Annotated in this window: 18 protein-coding genes; 5 read left to right on the top strand and 13 right to left on the bottom strand. The window is 48.3% G+C overall.

The window, feature by feature from the left end; genetic code table 11:
* Window positions 1-20: 20 nt before the first annotated feature.
* Window positions 21-1,706 (bottom strand): protein kinase domain-containing protein, encoded by a 1,686-nt coding sequence (locus QQ055_RS09440; protein ID WP_286004607.1) that lies wholly within the window; start codon window positions 1,704-1,706, stop codon window positions 21-23.
* A 123-nt stretch (window positions 1,707-1,829) separates the two neighbouring features.
* On the opposite strand from QQ055_RS09440, the gene QQ055_RS09435 reads away from it, so the two are divergent.
* Window positions 1,830-5,090: an NACHT domain-containing protein gene (locus QQ055_RS09435; RefSeq protein ID WP_286004606.1), complete on the top strand. Its 3,261-nt coding sequence runs from the start codon at window positions 1,830-1,832 to the stop codon at window positions 5,088-5,090.
* 156 nt (window positions 5,091-5,246) lie between these two features.
* Here the strand turns inward: QQ055_RS09435 and QQ055_RS09430 are convergent, their stop codons facing one another.
* From QQ055_RS09430 to QQ055_RS09400, 7 genes are all read right to left on the bottom strand, one after another.
* Window positions 5,247-5,471, bottom strand: a complete 225-nt coding sequence (locus QQ055_RS09430; RefSeq protein WP_069968828.1) for a hypothetical protein — start codon at window positions 5,469-5,471, stop codon at window positions 5,247-5,249.
* Window positions 5,472-5,529: 58 nt separating this feature from the next.
* Window positions 5,530-6,318: a YdcF family protein gene (locus QQ055_RS09425; protein ID WP_286004605.1), complete on the bottom strand. Its 789-nt coding sequence runs from the start codon at window positions 6,316-6,318 to the stop codon at window positions 5,530-5,532.
* A gap of 47 nt (window positions 6,319-6,365) precedes the next feature.
* Window positions 6,366-6,749, bottom strand: a complete 384-nt coding sequence (locus tag QQ055_RS09420; RefSeq protein WP_284474470.1) for a hypothetical protein — start codon at window positions 6,747-6,749, stop codon at window positions 6,366-6,368.
* A gap of 432 nt (window positions 6,750-7,181) precedes the next feature.
* The gene (locus QQ055_RS09415) at window positions 7,182-8,225 is read right to left on the bottom strand and encodes a hypothetical protein (RefSeq protein ID WP_284474471.1); all 1,044 of its coding nucleotides are present in this window, start codon (window positions 8,223-8,225) and stop codon (window positions 7,182-7,184) included.
* Between the two features lie 172 nt (window positions 8,226-8,397).
* Window positions 8,398-8,739: a (2Fe-2S) ferredoxin domain-containing protein gene (locus QQ055_RS09410; protein WP_284474472.1), complete on the bottom strand. Its 342-nt coding sequence runs from the start codon at window positions 8,737-8,739 to the stop codon at window positions 8,398-8,400.
* A gap of 75 nt (window positions 8,740-8,814) precedes the next feature.
* The gene (trpE, locus tag QQ055_RS09405) at window positions 8,815-10,338 is read right to left on the bottom strand and encodes an anthranilate synthase component I (RefSeq protein WP_284474496.1); all 1,524 of its coding nucleotides are present in this window, start codon (window positions 10,336-10,338) and stop codon (window positions 8,815-8,817) included.
* Between the two features lie 59 nt (window positions 10,339-10,397).
* Complete coding sequence (locus QQ055_RS09400; RefSeq protein WP_284474473.1) at window positions 10,398-12,719, bottom strand: putative PEP-binding protein; 2,322 nt, start codon at window positions 12,717-12,719, stop codon at window positions 10,398-10,400.
* 543 nt (window positions 12,720-13,262) lie between these two features.
* Here QQ055_RS09400 and QQ055_RS09395 point away from each other — a divergent pair.
* Both QQ055_RS09395 and QQ055_RS09390 read left to right on the top strand, forming a co-directional pair.
* Entirely contained in the window at window positions 13,263-13,931 is a 669-nt protein-coding gene (locus QQ055_RS09395; protein WP_284474474.1) for a ComF family protein, read from the top strand.
* A gap of 85 nt (window positions 13,932-14,016) precedes the next feature.
* Entirely contained in the window at window positions 14,017-14,670 is a 654-nt protein-coding gene (locus QQ055_RS09390) for a response regulator (RefSeq protein ID WP_069968824.1), read from the top strand.
* A 23-nt stretch (window positions 14,671-14,693) separates the two neighbouring features.
* On the opposite strand, the gene QQ055_RS09385 is transcribed toward QQ055_RS09390, so the two are convergent.
* Window positions 14,694-14,885, bottom strand: coding sequence for a hypothetical protein (locus QQ055_RS09385; protein WP_284474475.1), 192 nt, complete (start codon window positions 14,883-14,885; stop codon window positions 14,694-14,696).
* Window positions 14,886-15,363: 478 nt separating this feature from the next.
* On the opposite strand from QQ055_RS09385, the gene QQ055_RS09380 reads away from it, so the two are divergent.
* The gene (locus tag QQ055_RS09380; protein WP_069968822.1) at window positions 15,364-15,855 is read left to right on the top strand and encodes a peptidoglycan-binding domain-containing protein; all 492 of its coding nucleotides are present in this window, start codon (window positions 15,364-15,366) and stop codon (window positions 15,853-15,855) included.
* Between the two features lie 288 nt (window positions 15,856-16,143).
* Here QQ055_RS09380 and QQ055_RS09375 read toward each other — a convergent pair whose 3' ends face one another.
* The 4 genes from QQ055_RS09375 to trpB all read right to left on the bottom strand — a co-directional run bounded on the left by QQ055_RS09375 (window position 16,144) and on the right by trpB (window position 20,511).
* Complete coding sequence (locus QQ055_RS09375) at window positions 16,144-17,103, bottom strand: Npun_F2552 family protein (protein WP_283358081.1); 960 nt, start codon at window positions 17,101-17,103, stop codon at window positions 16,144-16,146.
* A gap of 226 nt (window positions 17,104-17,329) precedes the next feature.
* The gene (locus QQ055_RS09370; RefSeq protein ID WP_286004604.1) at window positions 17,330-17,959 is read right to left on the bottom strand and encodes a ribonuclease H-like domain-containing protein; all 630 of its coding nucleotides are present in this window, start codon (window positions 17,957-17,959) and stop codon (window positions 17,330-17,332) included.
* 136 nt (window positions 17,960-18,095) lie between these two features.
* Window positions 18,096-18,980 (bottom strand): hypothetical protein, encoded by an 885-nt coding sequence (locus tag QQ055_RS09365; RefSeq protein ID WP_283358083.1) that lies wholly within the window; start codon window positions 18,978-18,980, stop codon window positions 18,096-18,098.
* A 289-nt stretch (window positions 18,981-19,269) separates the two neighbouring features.
* Window positions 19,270-20,511: a tryptophan synthase subunit beta gene (gene trpB, locus QQ055_RS09360; RefSeq protein ID WP_283358084.1), complete on the bottom strand. Its 1,242-nt coding sequence runs from the start codon at window positions 20,509-20,511 to the stop codon at window positions 19,270-19,272.
* Window positions 20,512-20,858: 347 nt separating this feature from the next.
* Here trpB and QQ055_RS09355 point away from each other — a divergent pair, with 347 nt between their 5' ends.
* Window positions 20,859-22,292, top strand: coding sequence for a sensor histidine kinase (locus QQ055_RS09355; protein WP_286004603.1), 1,434 nt, complete (start codon window positions 20,859-20,861; stop codon window positions 22,290-22,292).
* Window positions 22,293-22,311: the final 19 nt, after the last annotated feature.

Genomic DNA, 22,311 nt, shown 5'->3' with positions numbered 1-22,311 from the left:
GTGCTAAAAGAATGACCTCTCTAGCGCCATCCCAAAAAGCGCAGCAGGGGAACGCAGATATAGTAGCTGATGCCAAGCCAGAGGGCATAGAGGATGGCGAAACTACTAAAGAAAAGGATGCTTAAACCTAAAGCGGTTCCTGTGGGACTGGTGGCGAAGGTTTGAGCGATCGCCATTAGCTCTGGTCGAAGGTTGGCAAAAACGGCCTGTAAGATGGAGAAAGTCGCCAATAGCGTGCTGCTAGTCCCCATTCCTGAAATTAAGGCATGAATCAGGTGATGGCTGGGTAAGCCCAGCGAGATGGCAATGAACGCAGGCGCGATCGCGCTCCAAATCAGTATCCCTTGAATGGTGCCAATTGCCAGAGACAGAGGAAAAATCAAGCCGCCAAAGCTAAAAGCGATCGCGCCCGCAATTCCAGAAAATAATAACCGCCGCTTTTGGGAAAATCCCCCACCCAAACTAATGCCCCAAGCCGTACCGATCCCGGCGATCGCAAACAATAACGTTAACTGAGGTACAACGGCTACCCCCGCACTCCCTAGCAACCCTGGGAACTGCGCCCCCACCCACTGGGCAAACACCGATCCTAAAGGCGTACCATAGGCGATCGCAAATCCCGCTAATGTCCCCAAAGTGGCCCCTAAGCCTCCCAAAACCATTTCCCACACCGTAGTCAGACAGGCGGCTAGGGTGCCCCAGGTGAGGCGAAACGCCAAATTAAGCGATCGCGTCGCCAGTTTCAAGAGTTGGCGGGGAACAGACTGGAAAATATTCGGTTGGCGTTGAACGGGTGCAACCCGCAAAGCCTGTTGAATTTCTGCTACAGAACTTGGGCGTTGCTGAACATCCAACTCCACCATCCGATCCAACAAAGCCGCAAACCCTGAACTCACGGGCGCGCAATGTCGCCAGCGCAGCCGCCCCGTGGTGGGATCTTCTAAGTCTGCTGGATATTGTCCCGTGAGTAAATGAATGATTGTGCGCCCCAAAGCATAAAAATCCGTTGCAGGGCTAACGCCTTCGCCTACGATCTGTTCGGGAGGGCTATATCCGGGAGACACCAGGCGCGTTGAACTATTGGCAGCCGATCCTGTCATGCCAATTTGTTTCGCCCCGCCAAAGTCAATGGCGACTAACTGCCCCGTACCTTGGCGCAACATTAAGTTAGAGGGTTTGAGATCGCGGTGAATAATGCCCTGGTGGTGCAGGGTTTGCAGAATATCCAAGGCTTGCTTAAACCAGTCGATGACTAAGGCTTCCGGGCAACCTTGGGGGTAGTCATGGGTGAGAACTTCATCCAAGGTTTTCCCGGTAATCTTTTCCATCACCAAGCAGGGTAACTGGCGCATCTGGTTTCCAGTTCCGAGGACAATTTGAAAGTAACCTTGGGGTTCAACTTGGGGAATTCCCGGATGGCGCAGGCGCGATAACACCGCCGCTTCTTGTTCAAACAATTGGATGGCTTTTGGGGCGGTTTCAATCAGGACTTTCAAGACGCGTTCGGTTTGCGTCTGTAAGTCCCAAACGGTGTAAATTTGGGCAAACCCTCCCGATCCCAGGCGAGTCAGGGGAATATAGCGATCGCTCAAACGCAACGGTGCGCCACAACTCAAGCAAAATCGATTCGCCCCTGGTTGAGGATACGGGGCAGGGCAATCTGGATTAATACAATGAATGGTATGAACAACAGGCTGGATCGCCATACAAGTACAGCCAGGGGTTTGCTCGATTTTACCAAACTCATCTTCTCACGCCCTTTCCTTTCAATGGGACTCCCCTCGGTTGCTCGTTTATCCTAGAAATTGCAATCCCAAAATAAACGATCTATGGACGTGGCACGATCGCTTGTTAAATTAACTGTTGCTAGTGGCTGTGTCTTGGGTGGCTTGGTGTTTCCACCACTTCGCGCAGCAGAAGGAATTGTTTGGGGGACAGTCTTAGCGACTGCGTTAAGTAGTATCGCGGCTGGGAATACGGCAAATGCGATCGACGCGTTAGTTGATGGGACGGGAAGTGGAGGGGTTTCGTTAGACAATGAAGATTTAACGGAAGCAGTGGGAAAAGCGATCGCAGCCGTCATTACTCTAGCTGCCAAACAACACCCAGGTGACACCCACCGCAAATTATTAGAGAAAATCGCCGCCCAAGCCAAAGATAACTGGGTGAAAATTGCCCAACAGGAACTCACGAAAGAACGCTATCCTCAACTGGGAGAAGCCAAACTCGACGAATTTCTCACCCCGGAAGAATACCGCCTCACCCAAGATGGCAACCTTACCCCGCAAGAATGGCAGGATATTTTCATCCGCTTAAACATGGCAACCTGTGAAGGGGGTGGCTTTCAACTGCCGCCACAAGTTTATCCCCAAGTAGCAGACTTACTGCATATTACCTTCCCGAAAGCTTTAAGAGAAACCCTCAAAGAAGACTTTGCCAAAGATGGTAAAGCTTTTGTCGGATTAACCTTGCAGTTACTCACGGGGATGAAGGGGGAAATCGAACAACTGCGAAACACAAATTTAGGGATAAATACAGGAGAATTGTCCCAAATCATTGAGCGTTTCCAGCATTTAGAAACCCAGTTACAAGGAACAGCAACACAACAAGAAGCTGTTTTCAGCCAAATTAGCCAAGAAATTAATTCCGGTTTTCTTGAAATGTGTCAACGGTTAGGAGTGCTTGAGACAACAATTACCCAACTGTTACAGGGTTTAGAAGAATCAGTTAAAGATATACAACAAAAAGTCTCTGATATTCATAACCGCCTCAAACCCAAATCCTTGACAGTAGAAGACTGGAAAGAAATTTGTAGCCAAAACCTTACCCAACAAAAACAACTTACCACTAACCCCTTTACCAACACCTACGGGGTGACACCGCAACTCGATGACATTTATGTTCGTTTAGCGATTGTTGAACGCAAACTGCCTAAACCTTCCTCAAGAAATCAGCCAGAAGAAAAGGAAGAAGAAAAACTCATTCCTATTGCTGAAGAACACTTTTTTGAGGATGTATTGCGACAAGGGAAAAGCCAAATTAGTCAAGGGCGAAGAATAGCGATTATTGGCGAACCGGGTTCGGGGAAAACCACGCGGTTACAGAAGATTGCTTATGAGATTTTAGATAAGGGTTTAGGGTTGCCGATTTGGATATCTTTGACAGATTTAACCCAACCGACAATTACTCAATATATTGAAAAAATTTGGCTTAAACAAACAGGTAAAAGCCTCACGATTGACGAACTCACCCAACATAAAGAACGGATTTGGTTATTATTGGATGGGTTAGATGAAATGACATCGAGGGTAGAAACGCACCATGTTACCACACTGTTGGGGGGATGGGTGCAAGCGGTGCGGGTGGTGGTGACTTGTCGGGTGAATGTTTGGGAAGCGGATAAGAATGCTTTTTCGGGGTTTGATGTGTTTCGCAATTTGGAGTTTAACCCTGAACAGGTGACAGACTATATTCGCCGTTGGTTTGCGGAGATGGGAGATGCAGCGACAGGGGAGAGTTTAGAGGCGGCGTTAGCACAGTCAGAAAATTCCCGTCTCAAGGAGTTGATTCAGAATCCTTTGCGGTTGTGGATGTTGTGTCGAATTTGGCAGACAGGAGGAGGTTTACCGGAAACGCAGGCGGGGTTATATAGGAAGTTTGTCGATTGGATGTATCGTTGGACGGCGGATGAGAAGATTTTAGATCAACGGAAAGCCATTGATGCAGCGTTGGCGCGGTTGGCGTTGGCGGCGATGAAACAGAAGGATAAGGTTTCGCGGTTACGGTTGCAGGAAAGTTGGGTATTAGAGGTTTTGAGAAGTCGCCCGATTTTTCAGGCAATGACGAAGTTGGGGGGGTTGTATCGAGTAGAGGGCTTTCCAGAAGCGATTTGCGTGTTTTATCATGCCACGTTTCAGGAGTATTTTGCAGCGTTGGCGGTGGATGATTGGGATAATTTTTTACCTCGAAATCATGTTGATTTTCCGGTGGAGGGGAAGGAATACCGGATTTTTGAACCGCAGTGGAAGCAGGTTGTTTTGTTTTGGCTGGGGCGTAGTGATGTTGCAGATGAGGAAAAGGAGAGGTTTATTGATAAGTTGGTAAATTTTGACGATGGATGTGGAGAATTTTATAAATATAGAGCTTATTTTCTAGCAGCAGCAGGAATTGCAGAGCTTGATAAATTTGATGCACGTCAACATAATAACGAAATTATAAACCAACTTATTCGATGGTGGTTTGATTTTCCTAAAATAGAAGATAGAAAATGGTTGATGTACTCAAATTACATTGAAAAATCTGCTGTTAAAGCTTTAAAGGAAACTAATCGCCTACAGGCAATCCATGCTTTGACAGATTTATTAAAAATGTTACAGCATAAAAGTGAGAAAGATTGTTTTAGAGTAGCTGCTTTTATTCTAGATATCGATTCTAAAAATACTGAGTCAAAGACTGTTCTAATTAATTTATTAAGTAATGAAAGTTACAGACAAGCAGCTATATCAATATTGAGTGCAAAGAATATTGATCATCCAGAAGTAAAAAGAAGTGTTGAAAAACAAAAAATATCACTGGCATCCGCAAATCAAATACTCGGTAAACAATTACAATCTCAGATAAATCGCCGATGGAATAAAGAACGAAGCCTTCATCAAGAAAAGCGGTTACAGGCAATTAAAAATCTAACAGAATGTAATGATGTAAACTATTTGATTTGTCAACTAAGAAACGGTTTTGAAATACAAACTCGTGGAGGAACACATATGAAACATACTTTTGTAGCTGCTCACACTAGATTAGCGCAGATTGGGGTAGGAAAAATAAGTGTTCTTCGAGCTATACTGCACTTACTATTCACTAAACCCAGCCATTTTCTATGTAATCAAACTATTAATTTATGTCAACAAATTATTACTGATGATTCAATGTATATTTCAGTTATCAAGATATTAAAAGATTATCTAAAGGGAGAAGTTATTGACTTTAATTCTGATGCATATAAATGTTCTGGAGAAATATTTTTCTACTGTGCTGACAAGCTGCCTTACCCTCAATTTTATCAGGCTTGGCATCAAGATAACTTTAATTAGGTGTAATATTAATCTGAGCTTGCAAGGTTCTCAAGTTGGCAATTTTATTTTTTCATGGAGAAAATACAACAGCTTGCAGGATGGTGCAATCGGCTGATTTGGGATTTTTGCTGGAGAGAATTTGCCTTGAAACCCAGTATATAGACTTAATCGCGCTTACCGTCTGCGGGAAAACAGTCGAAATAAATTAAACTCACCGCGCATCTGTTCGAGTTCTCGCTGGTGTTGCTGGGCGGTGAGGGCGTACCATTGGGCGTAACGTTCGAGTTCCTCGCGATGCTTCACCTCTTCATAAAAGGCGTGACTCACTTGATGCACCTGAAAAAACTCGTGCGCTTCAGGGGGAGACAGAGGAATAATGCGTTGCAAGGGGTTGCTCATGGAATTGGAGTGTTTGCGCCACTTTCTGAGGCTAGCGTACTTTGCCAGCTAGGGTCGCTTACAGCCATCCCCGCAGGCGATAAATCAACATTCCGATATATTCTTTAAGGGTATTGGTGGTCTGTTGCAGATTGCTGACATCGGGGACGAGTTTGAGGATCAGACCTTCCAGGGTTGCAGACTCGATATCATCCCCTTGGGTTGAAAGAAAATCAGTAGGGGCGGGGATGGCCTCAAACCCTTGTTTCTGAAAAATTAACAGCGATCGCGGCATGTGTAAAGCCGAAGTCACCAGCAAAACTCGCCGAACGCCTAAAGGTTCCAAAAGGTTGCGGACATTCACCGCATTTTGATACGTATTCAGCGAGGTGGGGTCTTGTAAAATCGCAGAACCCGGAACGCCTATCAATTCAGCAATTGCAGCCATATCGCTCGATTCTGGCGCGCCGCCTTCCTTCCAGTCAATTCTTCCCCCAGACAGAACCAGCAAAGGGGCTTTGCCTTGACGGTACAATTGGGCACCGTGGATAATGCGATCGCCTGCTTCACCAAAATCCACCCAAGGACGCGGCGGAACGTGCGGTTTAATCCCTCCCCCCAATACCACAATTGCACCCGCGCTATCGAGTTCGCCACTAGCAATATTTTGCCATTCTAGCGATCGCACGAACTGCGTAGAAACCCAACCATTTCCCCCCAAAACCAATACCGCAAACGCTATCCCCAACAGAATAACCGCCCATCGGGGACGTTTCCACACCAGAAACCCAGATACCGCAATCAAAACGCAAGCTAACCCCAGTGGATAGACGAAAATGGGTAGCAGTTTGGAGAGGAATAGGAACATGGGGAAGAAGGGAATTGGGAGTAGATAGTATCTAGTGCTACTTTGTCTTATTGTTGGGGACGATTATCCTCGCCTAAGAAGTTAATCAGCTTTTTCCAACCAATTTTCGCCGCATTAGTGGAAAGGCGGGATTGAGATTCCATTTTGCGCCAGGTTTCTAGGCGGGTGCGTTCTTCAACGGGTTCTAGGATGTCTTCTAGGGTGGGGAGTAGGGGTAACTGTTCGAGTTCTTCTGGGGTTCTCCACGCAAAGATAATCCAGCCAGTCGCGATCGCGCCGACAATTCCCAACACTAAACTAATGACTAAGGGGTATCCCAGCAACACAAAAGCCATAAAGAAGCATAGACCCACTTTGGCACCATTGGTCTTTTCAGCAGGCCATTGTTGAATGGGAAGTTTTGGCTTTTCTGGAAGGGGACTGGGGTTCATTTAAAGTACGCTCAACACAAAGGTTTTCTGGCACATTCGTCAGTTTTGGGGAGACGAACAACAAAATTTGCCTCCCTTCTAGGGACTCCCGCGCCTACACATCTAGCGGGGGAACTTTGACTTCAGTTCCTCCCCTTTGTAAGGCTACCGTGTATACACATCTAGTGTAAGAACCCTAAATCTAATTGAGATCCCCCTAAATCCCCCTTAGTAAGGGGGACTTTGATTCCGGTTCCCCCTTTTGTCAGGGGAGATCGAAACCTTGTAGAACAATACTAAGTAAAACTTATGTATACACAGTCATGCCTTTGGTCAGGGGGCTAGTATCGCACCCTGTAGGACAATAGTAGAAAACTTATGCATACAGGGTAGTTCCTAGGGGAGTGCTGGGCGACTTGCAATTGACAACCTAGAAGTTCAGCCTGTCCAGAATTATGACTCGTCGGCGGTTGACTCCTCAAGCTGCTTGGCTGCACTCAAGACTTTGAGTGCTTCGGCTTTTAGCTTCTTCGAGGCTTTCAAAAATCCAGGTGCTTCCTTAATTGGTTCGTGAAACTGTTCGATAAATTCAAAAACATCCCGTTCGGGTAAGAATCTGGCTTTGACTTGTACGAAATAGGTTTGCGCCTGCTGTTCTTTTTTCAATTTGGGATTGAATCTAAACGGTTTAACAGGACTATCTCGCCACAACAGCGGAATATGAGACGCCTTCATGAATTTAACTTTCTGCGGTGCTTCAGCTTGCTTAATCCAAGTGAGTCGCTCTTGATTGAAGTTACGCAGTACCGTAATACAGGGAAAGCGACAGACGGGGATAAATTGCCACAGTCCCGAAAATTTGAATTCCCCATCCTTTAATTCGTTGTTGAGTTGGCTGGCTGAAGCTTGAGAACCGATAAATCCGACAAGCTGAAAAGCGACTTTATGGGGTTGATCCTTTTTAGGAAAATGCAAGATTTTGGGATAGACGATTAATCGTTGCGTCGAATTGCCTGTGGTTTCAATTTCCTTTTTCAAGGCTTCATAGGCATAACGGCGTTTATTGGGAAGATAAAACAACGGATATTGCACGTTCCCTAAGCGAACCGTTGACTCTTCTTCAGTAAGCGTCACTTCTCCTTGGATGATGCCAATTCCCTGAAAATACGCATCTGTCTTGGGTTCGTCGGCGCTGGGTTCGGTTCCCTCAGATTCTGAGGAAGCATCGCTTAGTTCCTGGGAGGGTTCTGCGGCTTCACCGGAAGCGTCATCTGGCGCGGCCGTTTCTGCGGGTTCGGGGGGTGGAGAAGATGAAGCCGCTTGCTGTTTTTTGGATTTTAATATAGGTTTGGCAGGCGATGGCGGTTTTGCAGGGGAGGGGGGTTGCTCGTCCGACTCGGACTCTAGTTTCACCAGCAAATCTTGATACATCGCCTTTTGCTTGGAATTTGTAGCAGTTTTAATTAATTGTTTGATTTTCTCGATTTGCTCTGACATGGGGATGGCCTATCTTACCTGAGCCTAACTCAGTTGCGTTAACCTTACTCTCAATCCTTCCAGTTTGACACCCTTGGAGCCTTAAGGCACTTTTGAATTTTGGGTCTACGAATCTGCTGAATGCATCACTCAGAGCGAGATCGTTTTTCTTGGGGGAAACTCCACCCAAAAGTCAAGGTTCAAAGAAGGAGATGCGCGGGTGGATGCGGGGATGCAGCAATCTCTCGACAGGACGATCCTGTTGGAGATGTTGCTCGACAATTTCTGGAATATCGCTGGGTTGTACCCGACAATACCAGATTTCGTCCGGTAAAACGCGAACGGTAGGGCTGAGGCTGCATTGTCCTTGACAGCCGCATTCTACCACTTCTACCCGATCCGAAACAGCAGCTTGAAAGGCGTTAAGCACTGCTTGGGAACCATTTTTTTGACAGGTGCGATGCTGACAGACCAGAACCTGTCTTTCAGGCTCCTCGGTCTGATTTTCAGCGAGTTCTGAAGATTTGCGATCCACGAGTGGCTAATACGGGAAAGGAAAGACAACAGAAAATTAAGGGCGTTCCTATTAGCCTATCCTAGCACCGACTTTTTAGGCGGGATTGGATGCGGGTTGCAGGCAACGAATGGCTTCTAGCAAACCTCTGGCTTTGTTGAGGGTTTCTTCGTATTCTTTTTCGGGATCGGAGTCTGCAACTAAGCCTGCGCCTGCTTGTACGGAAACGGTTTGGTTTTGGACGACCATTGTCCGAATGGCGATCGCGCTATTGAGTTGTCCGTCAAAATCATAATAGCCGTAAGCCCCAGAATAGACGCCCCGGCGACAACCTTCGAGTTCGTGAATAATTTCCATTGCCCGAATTTTAGGCGCGCCGCTAACGGTTCCGGCGGGGAAACAGGCTTTCAACAAGTCCCAAGCAGTTTTTCCGGTTCCTAATTCGCCAATAACGTTACTCACAATATGCATGACGTGGGAGTAGCGTTCAATCACCATTAATTCGTCTACTTTAACCGTACCAATGGTACAAGCCCGCCCCAAGTCGTTGCGCCCTAGGTCTACCAGCATGACGTGTTCTGCGACTTCTTTGGGGTCTTGCAATAAGTCTTCCCCCAGGGCAACATCTTCTTGATGGGTTTGTCCGCGCCGTCGGGTTCCAGCAATGGGGCGCAGTAAGGCCGTGGAGGTGCCATCGGGTGCTAGGGTGGCTTTAACCATCACTTCAGGGGATGAGCCGATAATCTGCCAATCCCGGAAGTTAAAATACGCCATGTAGGGCGAGGGGTTAATGAGGCGCAGGGAACGATACAGGGAGAAGGGTTCGCCGGGATAGGGAACGCTAAGGCGCTGCGAGAGAACCACTTGAAAGATATCGCCTGCAAAGATGTAGTCTTTGGCTTTTTGGACGTTCTGACAGAAATCGGCTTTGGAGATGTTACTGGTGTAGTTTAGGGGCGAACTGTTCTGGCTCGGTGGGTTCCATTCCAGTAAGGTGCTATTGGCAGATAAGGGGGATTGTAACTTGTTGACGAGTTGGCGAACGCGATCGCGCGCTTGCTGATAGGCTTGTTCTAAGTCGGGCGTGTTGCGTAAATCGGCATAGGCGATCGCCCAAATTTTCCGCTTCACTTGGTCAAAAATCAACAGGTTATCCACCTGCATCCAGACGCCATCCGGTAAATCGTTTTCCCCGCCGCTGTAAACGGGAACGCGGGGTTCAATCCAATGAATTAACTCATAGCCCCAAAAGCCAAATAAACCGCCAATTCCGGGGGGGAGTTGCGGTAATTTTACCGGATGATAGGGTTCTAGACAGCGGGCCAAAACGGTGAAGGGATCGTCTTGAAACTCCTGAACCGAACCATCGCGGAAGGTTTGGGTGGTGCGATCGCCCCGCGCTTCTAAAATCCAGAGGGGATCGCATCCTAATAAACTGTAGCGGGCGAGATTTTCTCCCCCTTCAACCGACTCTAATAAAAAGCTGTAGGGTTGCCCTGCACACACCTTATACCACGCTGAAACTGGCGTATCGAGGTCGGCTACCCATTCTTGATAGACCGGCACAAAGTTACCTTGTTGAGCGAGTTCAGCAAATTGAGAAAACTCAGGATAAATCATCGGGGGTTGAGGGGCAGCGGAGGTTGTCGAATGTAACATCCAATCGTAGCAGATAGCGGCTAGTCCTCCGGGTGTAACTGGCGACGAGCCGCTTCTAGGACAATACGCTGTTCGGCTTGGGCGATCGCCTCCAGGGTAGCTGGAACGGCCTGTAAATCGACGGAAATTGCACTAATTCCCCATTGCACCAATAAATCGACTAATTCGGGGTACAGGCTGGGCGCTTGGCCGCAAATGGAACAGGGAATGCCACAAGTCCTCGCTGTTTGAATCAGTTGTTGAATTGCCCTTAAAACCGCAGGATGCAGCCCGTCAAAAGCGGAGGCGAGAACGCCTAAATTGCGATCGATGCCTAACAAAAGTTGCGAGAGATCGTTCGTACCAATTGAGATTCCCCGCACGCCTGCTTGCACGTATTCGGGCAATAAGAAGAGGATAGAAGGCACCTCTGCCATAATCCACAGTTGCAGCCGTTCCGGGTCTAAACCCGCTAGGGGCAGGCGGTTGCGACAAAAGACAAATTCTTCGACCGTTCGCACAAAGGGCAGGATCGGATGCACGTTATGCAAGCCTTGCTGATGCACTTGGGCGATCGCTCTCAACTCTAAATCAAATAAATCGGGGTTCAACAGGCAATTAAACGTGCCGCGCAATCCCAGCATGGCGTTCTGGGAGGCGGGTAGCGGTTCCCCTTCTGGATTGATATTTAAATCTAACGCCCGATAAAAGACGGGTCGAGGCGCAAACGCCGAGGCAAATCGAGCGATCTGCTGTTGCAAGCGTTCGGCAAATTCTGCCCCCCGTCCTTGGTGCAACCAATCCCACGGCGACAGTCCCTCTAGAATTTCGGGTACCATCAACTCCGATCGCAGCAACCCCACCCCATCTACAGGTAAGGCTTGCGCCCGTTCAATGGAGGTAGACTGACTGAGATTGACCATCAGTTGGGTGCTGGTGCGGTAGGAATGCGGGGTTGCTAGCAGTTGCGGTCGAGGCAAGGGGGCGATCGCTGGCGCATCCCGACGATAAATTTCGCCCGTACTCCCATCCATAAATATCACCTCGCCCGATTGAATCAGGCGGGTTGCCCCCTGAACGCTGACAATGGCGGGAATCCCCAGTTCGCGGGCAACAATGGCTCCATGACTGGTTAAACTGCCCTGTTCGGCAATAATACCGGCGGCCTGTTGCAATAGCGGCAGATGTTCGGGGGCGATCGCGCTAACCACTAAAATTCGACCGGGTACAATTGGTTCCGTGAGGGTCTGCGTTGGCCCGATTGCGGTTGCGCGCGTTTGCACTTGACCGGGGGCCGCCGCTAATCCCCGAAGAAAGGGGACCGAGACTTCTAAGGAGGGCGGCTTCAGGGCTAAAGGGTGCTGGACGGGAAGGGGCTGCACCTCCACCTGGGTGAGATATAGCGTGGACTGCGGTTGCGCGATCGTCCATTCCAAGGTGTAGGGGGAGGCGATGTTGGCTTTAAGCTGTTGGGCTAAATGGACGAGTTGTTGCAATTCGCGATCGCCTAACACGGCTTGAGTGCTGAGGGATTCGGCGAGAGCTTGCGTCTGTAAAGGGTTCTGGGGATGCAACGCTTCGGCGGCTAAGTCGTAGAGAATGGTTTTTTCCCCCAGATGGGTGTCTTGTAAGGTTCCGGTTTCGGCCTGAATGCGGTAGAGATCGGGCAAGACTTCGCCTTTGACGAGGGACATTCCTAACCCCCAGGTGGCTTGAATTTCAAAGGTGTCTGTGGTGGCGTTGAGGGTGCCTGATGCTTTGGCGTTGGCAATGGGTTGGATTAAGACGGCTAGGTAAATTTGGTGGAGTTTGACGCCGCAGCGCTGCCAATACAGGAGGCTGCGGGCGCGAAAGAGTTCTGCCCAGACTTTTTTGATCCCAGCTTCTAGGGAAGTCACCGGGTCAGAGCAGATATGGGATTGCCACAACCCTGATGTTGCATAGGGTTCGGGGTTGAAGGCGTGATTGTCTGGGCGCGAGGTTTGTAAGGCTAAAGAGGGTCTGAGGATGAAGGTAGACAACTCTGTTTGGCGGCTCAACTCTTCTGCGGCTTCGCTGAATGAGGCCAGCCAGTCTGGAGGTAATGGGGCTGTTTGAATTGAATCGCGAATTCGTTGGGCGATCGCTTGTAACTGACGCGGGTTGTTGACATCTAAGTGTAAGGCAGAGTCAGACAGGTCGGAGAAGAGCGGCTCTAACCAGTCAATCTCGGCTAAAAAATTGCGTAAAATGGAGCTTCTGACAACAAATCCCGGAATGACCGGATAGCCTCGTTGCAGCAGTTGACCCAGATAAAAGGCTTTGTCTCCAACGACAAACCGATCCTGGGGATGAATTCGATCGAGCCATTCTAAAACGGTCACAGCATTTTGCTTGCGGACGTGCAAGAGCGTACGGACAATTTGGTGAATTCTGGTTTTTGTTGATTCTGAGATCGGGGTTTTTAAACCCTACTGGAAGAATCTAAGAATTGAATGTGAATCAATTGGCTAGCCAGCCGTTCTATCTTTGCGCTCAGTCATTGCGGCTACCGTGCATACACATTGAGTGTAGGAATCCCACATCTAGCTGAGATTCCCCTAAATCCTCTTTTTAAAGGGGGCTAGGGGGGATCGAAACCTTGTAAAACAAGACTAGAAGACTGATGTATACGCGGTTGGTCGTTCCGGGTGGGAGGAGCAAAAGGCGGCTCGATTTTGCGCTTTGCAAATCTTATCGTTAAAGTAGTTTTAATCGGTGTACGGTGCAGCCTATTTTAATCAGCCCCAAGTTTTGCAAGACTATGCCCAAATAAGGATGGTTATGCATACAGCTACTAAACTGGCAATTTTCGCGGCATCGAACCGCTCAATTGCTGCTCCTATTCCTCCGGGCACTAGAACGGCAGGGTTTCTCAGAGGTTTTCGATGAGTATGGGTCGCTGGCAGTTGATTGGAAAAGCTTGGTCGGGTTTATTTTTAAAGTCAAGCTGTCCTTTGTGCGATCGCCCTACTGAGGGACAGTTGTGTGCGGCTTGCTTAAAGTCCTTGCGGCGCTGCCAGTTAGCCGATCCGCAACGGTTATGGCAAGCAGAATTCCCTGTATTTGCTTGGGGTACTTATGGAGGCTTGCTCAAGCGGGCGATCGCGGTTTTAAAGTATGAAAATCAACCTCAATTAGCTCGCGTGTTAGGGACGGAGTTGGCACAAGCTTGGCTGGCTTCTGGGATCTCTTATCCGCGCGGAACGGGGGTTGTCCCTATTCCCCTCCACGAAACGAAGCTGAAGCAGCGGGGTTACAATCAAGCGCAATTGCTGGCTGAACAATTTTGTGAGATTTCGGGTCTGCGTTTATACTCCTCCGGGTTAAAGCGGGTTCGCCAAACACAAGCCCAGTTTGGTTTATCTTCTTCAGCGCGATCGCTCAATTTGACCGAGGCGTTTGTGGTGGGAAACCTCAAGCGCAACTCTCCTATTTTATTACTTGATGATATCTATACGACCGGAGCAACCGCTCGCTCTGCCGCTCAAACCCTGCAACAACAAGGAATTTCGGTGTTGGGAATTGGGGCGATCGCGCTGGCGGGTCAATCTTGAGTCTTGCGACAAATCGTAGTTTTTCACCCGGAGATCGGTTAGAGTGCTAGGTAGCTCTGTGGGCTTGTTGATTTCTGAGAGATTCATGACTGAGATTGACGATCTGCCGTCCCTTCGGGTTTTGATTGTTGAAGATGACCCGATGATGCAATTAGGTTTAGAACAAACCTTGATGGAACAGCCTAACCTAACGCTCGTGGGACAAGCAGAGGATGGGTATTTAGGGGTAGAAGCGGCGCTGAAACTCAAACCCGATTTGGTGGTGATGGATATTGGTTTACCCCGGTTGGATGGGATCGCCGCTACTCAGCAAATTAAGCAAGCCCTCCCTGATGTACGCGTGGTGATGCTGACTTCCCACACGACGGAAACGGAAATTATTGCGGCGCTTTCGAGTGGGGCTGATGCGTATTGTATTAAAGGGGCGAATGTAGACCGCTTGCTAGCTGCGATCGCGGCGGCTCAAGAAGGGGCCACTTATCTCGATCCGCAAATTGCTCGTAAAGTCATCGAACATCTAAAACCACCAACCCCAACGAGCAATATTGGTCAGCTTTCTCAGCGAGAATTAGAAGTTCTCAAGTTAATGGTGGAAGGATATAGCAATCCAGAAATTGCTGCCGAGCTTTATCTAAGTCCCAATACTGTGAAGACTCACGTTCGCGGGATTATGAATAAGCTAGCGGTGGATGACCGCGTACAAGCCGCTGTTGTAGCGCTTCGGAGCGGTTTGGTTTAAGCTGGCTCATCCTATCGACTAGCCTAACAATCTTTGACTTTTTCGGATAAACCTAACCCGGCAACTTCCATCAGCAAAGCAACGCCCGTTAAACCGGGGGGAATATGCTTGATGGCGAGTAAGCCGGATGCAACGCTAATGCCGCTGCTTAACAGCAGGGTGGCTCCTCCGATGGCGAGAACTTTACCGAGTTTGGCTTGCGTGCTTCTTTGCATACTCAAATCCTATAAGTAAATTTTTGTAATGTTAAATAAGATAACAGAATTTGACCAAAGCGATCGCCTTTCTAGAGGGCAATTGTCAAAGTTTTCTGCAACTCTCTAAAGACTTAAGTAGATATACTCACTCCAGGCTCAAGTCTTGGGCGCGATCGCGTCTATTGCCGATACAATTTCAGCGATGAAACTGACTGAAGTGAGTTAAGTTTCCGATCGCTCTACTTCCATCGCAGCAAAAATTCCTCTTAATAGCATCGCCCGATTGGGTGATACCTTTTTATTTGGCATCCATTCAACAAACATACATTAATTTTCTCATTTTTGTCCGGAAAACATTTCAGCGATCTCGAACAAGAATAACCCCTTTTTTTCTACTTTTTGAATCACCCGATTGGATGAAACCAAAAGGTGAGGTGACTGAGAAAAGAGCCAAAGTAACTTAGGAATTGTCAAACACAAATCAAATCAAAAAAATATGCAACTACCTACCAACACTCAATCTGCTAACTCAATTGCTCTGAATAAACCCACCCTAAGTCGGGGTTCTAAAGGCAACGACGTTCGCGAACTTCAACGCCTGCTTATTCATTGGGGATTGGGTTCTTATGACATCTTTATCGATGGCGTTTTTGATGAAATTTTAGAGTATAGTGTCAAAGCCTATCAACGCCGCGTCTTCTTAACAGAAGATGGTATTGTCGGTTCATTAACCTGGCAATCCCTCTATACAGGCGCACCCGTCAATATGCCCGAACTGCGTCGGGGTCATTATGGACTAGCAACGAGTAAAGTGCAAGAAGTTTTACAAATTTGCGGCGATTATAATGGCAAAATTGACGGTGATTTTGGTTGGATGACTGAGCAAGCTGTCAAAGCTTTTCAAAAGCGAGTTGGCTTAGTTGCAGATGGAGTTGTCGGGAACAGAACTTGGCACGCTTTAAGTAAAATTCCGCGCGAAGGCTGTTAGATAAACTCCCACAAATCGCGTTTTTTTGATTGGAGAGATACCACACGGTTTGCCTAAATCTCTCTGAGTTGGGGGAAGCTTAAAGAAAGAGTATTTCCTAGAATTGAAAAACGCTGTAGATTGGGTTTCCTAAGTTAATCCCACCTCAGCCCAGACCCTTTACTGAATTGCTGAGATTGAGATTAAAAATCCTAAACCTTTCTCAGAATTAACTCTGTAAAAACAAGCGCTTGGGAGTCCAGTTTCCCAAGCGCTTTTGCTTTTTGCTATTGAGCTAATTGCGATCGCTTAAGAACGGCCGTAGACGGCGAGGGGTTCTTTGATAAAACGAATATAAAAATGGCGGAAGGTAGACTTAATCACCCTAGGCATCCCAAAATCGATAGGAACTAATGCTTCCGGTAACTTCCAGTCTGAAACTTGCAGTTCTGTGGGGGTGAGTAAGGGAAAATCAACCGTTGCTGGACAAAGATTGAGCCGAGAAGCGGCCGCCGCAGTCGGTACAGTTGCCGGATCGACCTGTAGAATCTCTAAAAAGGCACGATCTAGAGCAAAAACGTTATCCGCCGCACCGAGAATGCCTAAAAAGCGAGGTTCGCCACCACTAGGCCCTTTACCTTCATGACCGATAATCCCATCTAAAATAGTAAGGTCAGGCGCGATCGCTCTAGCCGTTTCCACCAACATTTCGCCAAACCGCCCGCTATCTTTTCCCGCTTCCATGTGCCACCAAGCCTTCATCTTACCGGGAACGCAGCCAAACAGGTTTTTCACCCCCAGCGTCATCGTCAGTTGGACGTGAGATTTCACCTTGGGTAAATTGATCGTCACATCGGCTTCCATCGCCTCTTTACTCAGCAGCAGATGATTAAACGTATCGCTAACGGTTTGATAGCGCTTGCCGCTAAACTCAACCACGGGTAAATTCAATTCCTCTAACAGGGGTTGATAGCCATTAGCAACCGCCACCCCGCGCGCGCTACCAAAAGCCGGCCCATCACCTAAAAACGGCTTTCCCCCGGCTTCTAGAACCAGTTGAGCCACGCAGCGTACAATTTCTGGACGGGTAACGCATTCTTTCTGGGGACGCGCACCCGTGAGAAGATTGGGTTTGAGGAGAACGCGGGAACCGGGTTTAACAAAAGCAGATATTCCCCCCAAGGGTTCCAAAACTTGAATTAAAGCATTTCGCAAGACTAAATCATCGTAGGAATTTGCTCGACACAAGCTGACCGTCGCTGCTTTCATGCGCTTTTTTCAATCTCAACAAGTCTTTGGGTTAGTGTAACGCCTGTTGAGGGAGAAGTGAGTGCAAAGTTCCGTAGCTTGCTTCCGCGTAGCGGTGTTCCGAGTTCCGAGTGGGAGAAGAGTGCTGAGTGCTGAGTTGATAGTTATCAAGTCTTCCTACCTTTTCTTCTCCCCAACCCCCAACTCCTAACTCCCAACTCCCTTCTTCTTCCCCCCACCCTCTTTGTTAGTGTTCAAACACGCCCTGATATTGCAGCAAATCAAGGGAAACGATGACGGGTAGGCTGTTAAAACATTGATGGGCGAGTTCTAGGCGTTCTTCGCGTTCTAGCATTTTCACTAACTTTTGCTGAACGTTTATTAGATACCTGACATCGTTGGCGGCGTAGCTTAATTGCTGTTCCGATAGATTTTCAGCGTTTCCCCAGTCGGAACTTTGGGCGGTTTTGTCGAGTTCTATCTGTTCGAGTTCGTTGACTAAATCTTTTAAGCCGTGGCGGTTGGTGTAGGTTCTGGCGAGTTTGCTAGCAATTTTTGTGCAAAAGATGGGATTGACGGTAATGTTTAGGTGGTGGCGCAACATGGCTACGTCAAACCGAGCAAAGTGAAAGATTTTCAGAACTTGTTCTGATTCTAGAAGGCGCTTGAGGTTGGGGGCGTCGGTTTGTCCTCTGGCGATGCGGATCGCACAGACAAAGCCTTGTTCGTCGCACAGTTGTACTAGACAAAGGCGATCGCGAATCGGTAGCAATCCCATTGTCTCAGTATCGACGGCAAGGCGATCGCACTTTTGATAGCGTTCTAACCACTCTGGGGAAAGATCGCGATCGCAAACCTGAAAATTCTCTTGGCTCATCCGTTACTCATCACGCATCAACAGCCATTATCGAGGATGCGGGAAATTTTATCGCACATTTAAAGCGGAATCGGGAATTGGGAAACACTGACTCCCAACTCCCGACTGCTCTAAGTCCCTTTAGCGTTACCCTCTCCTAGGGAGTGGTAGTGCGGGTTCCACCATTTTGTTGCGTTAAAGGATAAGTGGCCTCTGCAATCAGAACGGGGCGATTCTGATATTCTGCTTCTAGGCGTTGTTGCATTTCTCCATCCCAAGTGACGTTATAGTCTCTTTGAATTTCCGCCACGTTCATCGGACGAAGTTCGCCAGTGACAACCACTTCTTGACCATCTTGAATTGCAGTTGTAGGTTGACCTACTTTCAAGACTAATAAATCTTGACCGCCAATCCAAGCGCCATCTTGGAGGGTAAAGCTATTATTGGCCATCACTTCATCAATTTCACCCTGAACGGCGATCGTTTGACCATAGTAGCGTTCTGGGTTATCGGTAATATCGCCCGCACGCGGTGCTAGCGCCAGAGATTGAGCAATGATGACGGGTTCGTTTTCATACTCGCCATACACGGCTGGATCTAAGCCTAAATTATATTGGCGCTCAATATCAGCCAGCACAAACCGTTGAACTTCACCCGTGACTTGCACATCTGCATCAATATCGGTCGGTAAAACAAAGGGCGTTCCGGTGGCATTAACGACCACAATTGGATCGGCACCAAATAGACCGCTATCGCTGATTGTAAAAGTATTCGGTCCGATTTGATCGTCAACGTCGCTTCTGACCGTTACAGTTTGACCGATGAGTTGTTGCGTATCTTCAGTAACGTTTTCGGTGGTGATTTGGGCGTCGTCATCCCGTGCTGTATCGCCAGGGGTGCAAGCCGGAAGCACTAACGCCATTAAAGACAAGCCAACCACTGCGGAGAGTTGGAAAATGCGGTTGCGCTCAGAAGTATCGGAATGCGAGATAGCGCTAGCAACGACTTGTGCTTCGCTGTTTGTATTTTTTCTTTTAAACATTGATTTATGCTCCTTCAACCAACAACAATACTGAGGAATCTTGCCTGGAAATCGATAGTTTTAAAGTTTTGGATCTGATGAATAGACGAGTATTCGCTCCTCGGAAAACCAAAGCCTAGTGTCTTCTCTCTTCAGAATTGATTCTGTTAATAGAGAGGTACGATTGGGCTTCTATTGGATGTGGCTTTCAATTCCTAGACTATCAATTAGAGGGCGTTGTATCTTCTTCCCAAAGGATGAAAAAAGGGCGAACCTAAATTCGCCCTAAAAAACGTTAAAAATAATTGAATTACGCCGGATTAAAATATTTAGCAACCGTTTGCACATCTTTGTCACCGCGTCCCGAACAATTAATCACAAGGCGCGGGCTACCTGTCAATTGAGGACACAGTTGAGCTAAATAGGCGATCGCATGAGCCGTTTCCAAAGCCGGTATAATCCCTTCTAACTTCGATAATTGCTCAAATCCGGTTAAAGCCTCTTCATCGGTAATGCTATAGTATTCGGCGCGTCCAGAGTCCTTGAGATAGCTATGCTCCGGCCCCACTCCAGGATAATCTAAGCCTGCGCTAATCGAATGAGGCTCGATCACCTGACCTTCAGGATCTTGCAACAGGTAACTCATCGCCCCATGCAACACCCCAACCCGCCCCTTGGTGAGGGTCGCCGCGTGCTTATCCGTATCGACGCCTTCTCCGGCCGCTTCAATCCCAATCAGGCGTACCGAAGCATCCTTCACAAACTCATAAAATAGCCCCATTGCATTAGAGCCACCCCCCACGCAAGCCAGGAGAATATCGGGCAAACCGCCCCACTTTTCTTGAGCTTGGGCGCGAGTTTCTTGACCGATAATGGCTTGAAAATCGCGAACCAGCATCGGGTAAGGATGAGGCCCGGCCACTGAACCGAGAATGTAATGCGTGGTTTCCACATTCGTTACCCAGTCGCGAATGGCTTCGGAGGTCGCATCCTTGAGCGTTCCCGTCCCGGCTGCCACAGGACGAACTTCCGCCCCCATCAAGCGCATCCGAAAAACATTCAGGGCTTGGCGTTCCATGTCATGAACGCCCATATAAATAATGCACTCTAGACCAAAACGGGCGCACACCGTCGCCGTTGCTACGCCATGCTGTCCGGCCCCGGTTTCGGCAATAATGCGTTGTTTGCCCATGCGCTTGGCTAACAGCACTTGACCGAGGGCATTGTTAATTTTATGCGCGCCCGTGTGGTTTAAATCTTCTCGTTTGAGATAAATTTGCGGGCCGCTACCATCGGGTTTGGCATAGTGAGCCGTTAAGCGTTCGGCAAAATAGAGGGGACTCGGCCGTCCCACGTAATCTTTGAGTAAATTTTGGAGTTCCTCTTGAAATTGCGGATCGCGGCGATATTGCGCGTAGGCTTGCTCTAGCTCGCTCAGGGCTGGCATGAGCGTCTCAGGGACGTATTTACCGCCAAATTGTCCAAAGCGTCCTAACGCATCAGGATATTGGATGGCTCCGGTATTAGAGGGATGAAGGGGAGTTTGGGTCACGGCTCGATGCAAAGAATGATAACATTACCCAATTTTGCCACTTTTTACTGCTGAATGCGGAGAGGGGACGTGCAGTACCGCTCCTCAAAAAATCTTAAGGGATTGAATTGAACGATATTCAAGCGTCCTCAGACGAACAAAATTAATGATTCAGATTACATTTAAATATTCCTAACTTTAGATAGATGCCTGATAATATCTTTGATGGGTAAATCTCTCAAACTTTAGAGGCTCTATCCATCATTTCGGCAACATCGTTCTTGCAATGTTGAGTGATACGTCGCGAGCGACTAAATCTTTACCCCTTGAGCTTTGCCTGCCAGGTCATCTAAGTTTGCAGTTTGACGATGCCATATTTTGTTGATGGATTTGCCCTAGGGATGCAGTACCCAGCCGTTTTTTCACTGCTGGATTGGGGAGAATGGCGTCTATGGGGGATCTTGGGGGTAGGAATCCTCTTGGGAAATTTAGTTCAGTGGTGCTTTCACCGCTTGCAGTCTCGTTTGATACGTTGTCCTGCGGTTGAGGGAGATCGGGAACTCTCTTCTTTAGAAATCGGCAAGATCCTGACCGCGTTGAACGATGTGGTGTTAGTTCTCGATCGCGAAGGTCGCTATCTTAAGATCGCCCCCACTCAAGCGCCGCAATTGTATCGGCCGGCGGCTGAAGTGATTGGGAAGACGCTTGCAGATTTGTTTGATAGCGATCGCGCTCAGTTCTTTTTAAAGCACATTCACCAAACGCTAGACACTCAGCAACCCGTCCGCATTGAGTATACGCTACCGATCGCGGGTCAATTGGTGTGGTTTGCCGCTAAACTTCTCCCCCTCGATTTAGACCGGGTTCTATGCGTAGCTCAAGACATTACCGACCAAAAACAGGCGGCCAATGCAATTTGTCTATTGAACAGTCAGCTTGAACAGCGCGTTCAGGAAAGAACTCAAGCCTTAGAAGTTGCCAATCAAGAACTAGAAGCATTCTGCTATTCTGTTTCTCACGATTTGCGATCGCCCTTACGCCGCATTGCCGGATTTTCTCAGGCGATCTTAGAAGACTGCGCGGACGAGCTGAACCCGATCTCGCAAAGTTATTTACAGCGGGCGATCCACTCAACCGAACGCATGGAAGAGATGATCGATGACTTATTAAGTTTGTCGCATCTGAGCTTGCAAGAACTCAACGCCCAGTGGGTCGATCTCAGCGCGATCGCCCTTCAGATTGCCCGCGAGTTGCAACAAACCAACCCCTCGCGCCCAGTCGAATTTAAAATAGCCCCCCAAGCGATCGCCTATGCAGATGCACGCCTCCTGCAAATTGCCCTAGAAAACCTCCTAGAAAATGCTTGGAAATATACCAGCAAGCAAGCCGCCGCCTCAATCGAGTTTGGCATCTTACCCCATACCCTCCCCTGGCAACCGAGATTAGAAGAAACGCGTTCCCTAGACTCGCAATACCGACTGCGATCGCCCGAACCCCAAACCCTCACCTTTTTCATTCGAGACAATGGCATCGGCTTTAATCCCCACTATGCCAGCAAACTCTTCGCCCCCTTCCAACGCTTGCACAACGCTCAAGAATTTGAAGGAACGGGAATTGGTTTAGCCATTGTTCAACGCATCATTCATCGACATAGCGGTCGAGTTTGGGCCCAAGCCGCGCCGGAACAAGGAGCCACATTCTTCTTTTGTTTACCCTTCAATCCCACCGATCCAGAATTGCCCCGCGTAACTTTAGGTCATTTAGCCTTGCCCCCCGAATCTAAAAGCCGTTCGCAACCCTGAGTGCCACTAAAATAAAGGT

It is taken from the genome of Geitlerinema calcuttense NRMC-F 0142, assembly GCF_030285425.1.
Note: the sequence above shows the minus strand (reverse complement) of the source record. Positions and strands in the feature narration are given on the sequence as shown.

What these genes read in the sequence shown, in the direction of transcription:
- QQ055_RS09440 (WP_286004607.1), bottom strand. Translation starts at nt 1,706, where the DNA reads ATGGCGATCCAGCCTGTTGTTCATACCATTCATTGTATTAATCCAGAT.
- QQ055_RS09435 (WP_286004606.1), top strand. Translation starts at nt 1,830, where the DNA reads ATGGACGTGGCACGATCGCTTGTTAAATTAACTGTTGCTAGTGGCTGT.
- QQ055_RS09430 (WP_069968828.1), bottom strand. Translation starts at nt 5,471, where the DNA reads ATGAGCAACCCCTTGCAACGCATTATTCCTCTGTCTCCCCCTGAAGCG.
- QQ055_RS09425 (WP_286004605.1), bottom strand. Translation starts at nt 6,318, where the DNA reads ATGTTCCTATTCCTCTCCAAACTGCTACCCATTTTCGTCTATCCACTG.
- QQ055_RS09420 (WP_284474470.1), bottom strand. Translation starts at nt 6,749, where the DNA reads ATGAACCCCAGTCCCCTTCCAGAAAAGCCAAAACTTCCCATTCAACAA.
- QQ055_RS09415 (WP_284474471.1), bottom strand. Translation starts at nt 8,225, where the DNA reads ATGTCAGAGCAAATCGAGAAAATCAAACAATTAATTAAAACTGCTACA.
- trpE (WP_284474496.1), bottom strand. Translation starts at nt 10,338, where the DNA reads ATGATTTATCCTGAGTTTTCTCAATTTGCTGAACTCGCTCAACAAGGT.
- QQ055_RS09395 (WP_284474474.1), top strand. Translation starts at nt 13,263, where the DNA reads ATGAGTATGGGTCGCTGGCAGTTGATTGGAAAAGCTTGGTCGGGTTTA.
- QQ055_RS09390 (WP_069968824.1), top strand. Translation starts at nt 14,017, where the DNA reads ATGACTGAGATTGACGATCTGCCGTCCCTTCGGGTTTTGATTGTTGAA.
- QQ055_RS09385 (WP_284474475.1), bottom strand. Translation starts at nt 14,885, where the DNA reads ATGCAAAGAAGCACGCAAGCCAAACTCGGTAAAGTTCTCGCCATCGGA.
- QQ055_RS09380 (WP_069968822.1), top strand. Translation starts at nt 15,364, where the DNA reads ATGCAACTACCTACCAACACTCAATCTGCTAACTCAATTGCTCTGAAT.
- QQ055_RS09375 (WP_283358081.1), bottom strand. Translation starts at nt 17,103, where the DNA reads ATGAAAGCAGCGACGGTCAGCTTGTGTCGAGCAAATTCCTACGATGAT.
- QQ055_RS09370 (WP_286004604.1), bottom strand. Translation starts at nt 17,959, where the DNA reads ATGAGCCAAGAGAATTTTCAGGTTTGCGATCGCGATCTTTCCCCAGAG.
- QQ055_RS09365 (WP_283358083.1), bottom strand. Translation starts at nt 18,980, where the DNA reads ATGTTTAAAAGAAAAAATACAAACAGCGAAGCACAAGTCGTTGCTAGC.
- QQ055_RS09355 (WP_286004603.1), top strand. Translation starts at nt 20,859, where the DNA reads ATGCCATATTTTGTTGATGGATTTGCCCTAGGGATGCAGTACCCAGCC.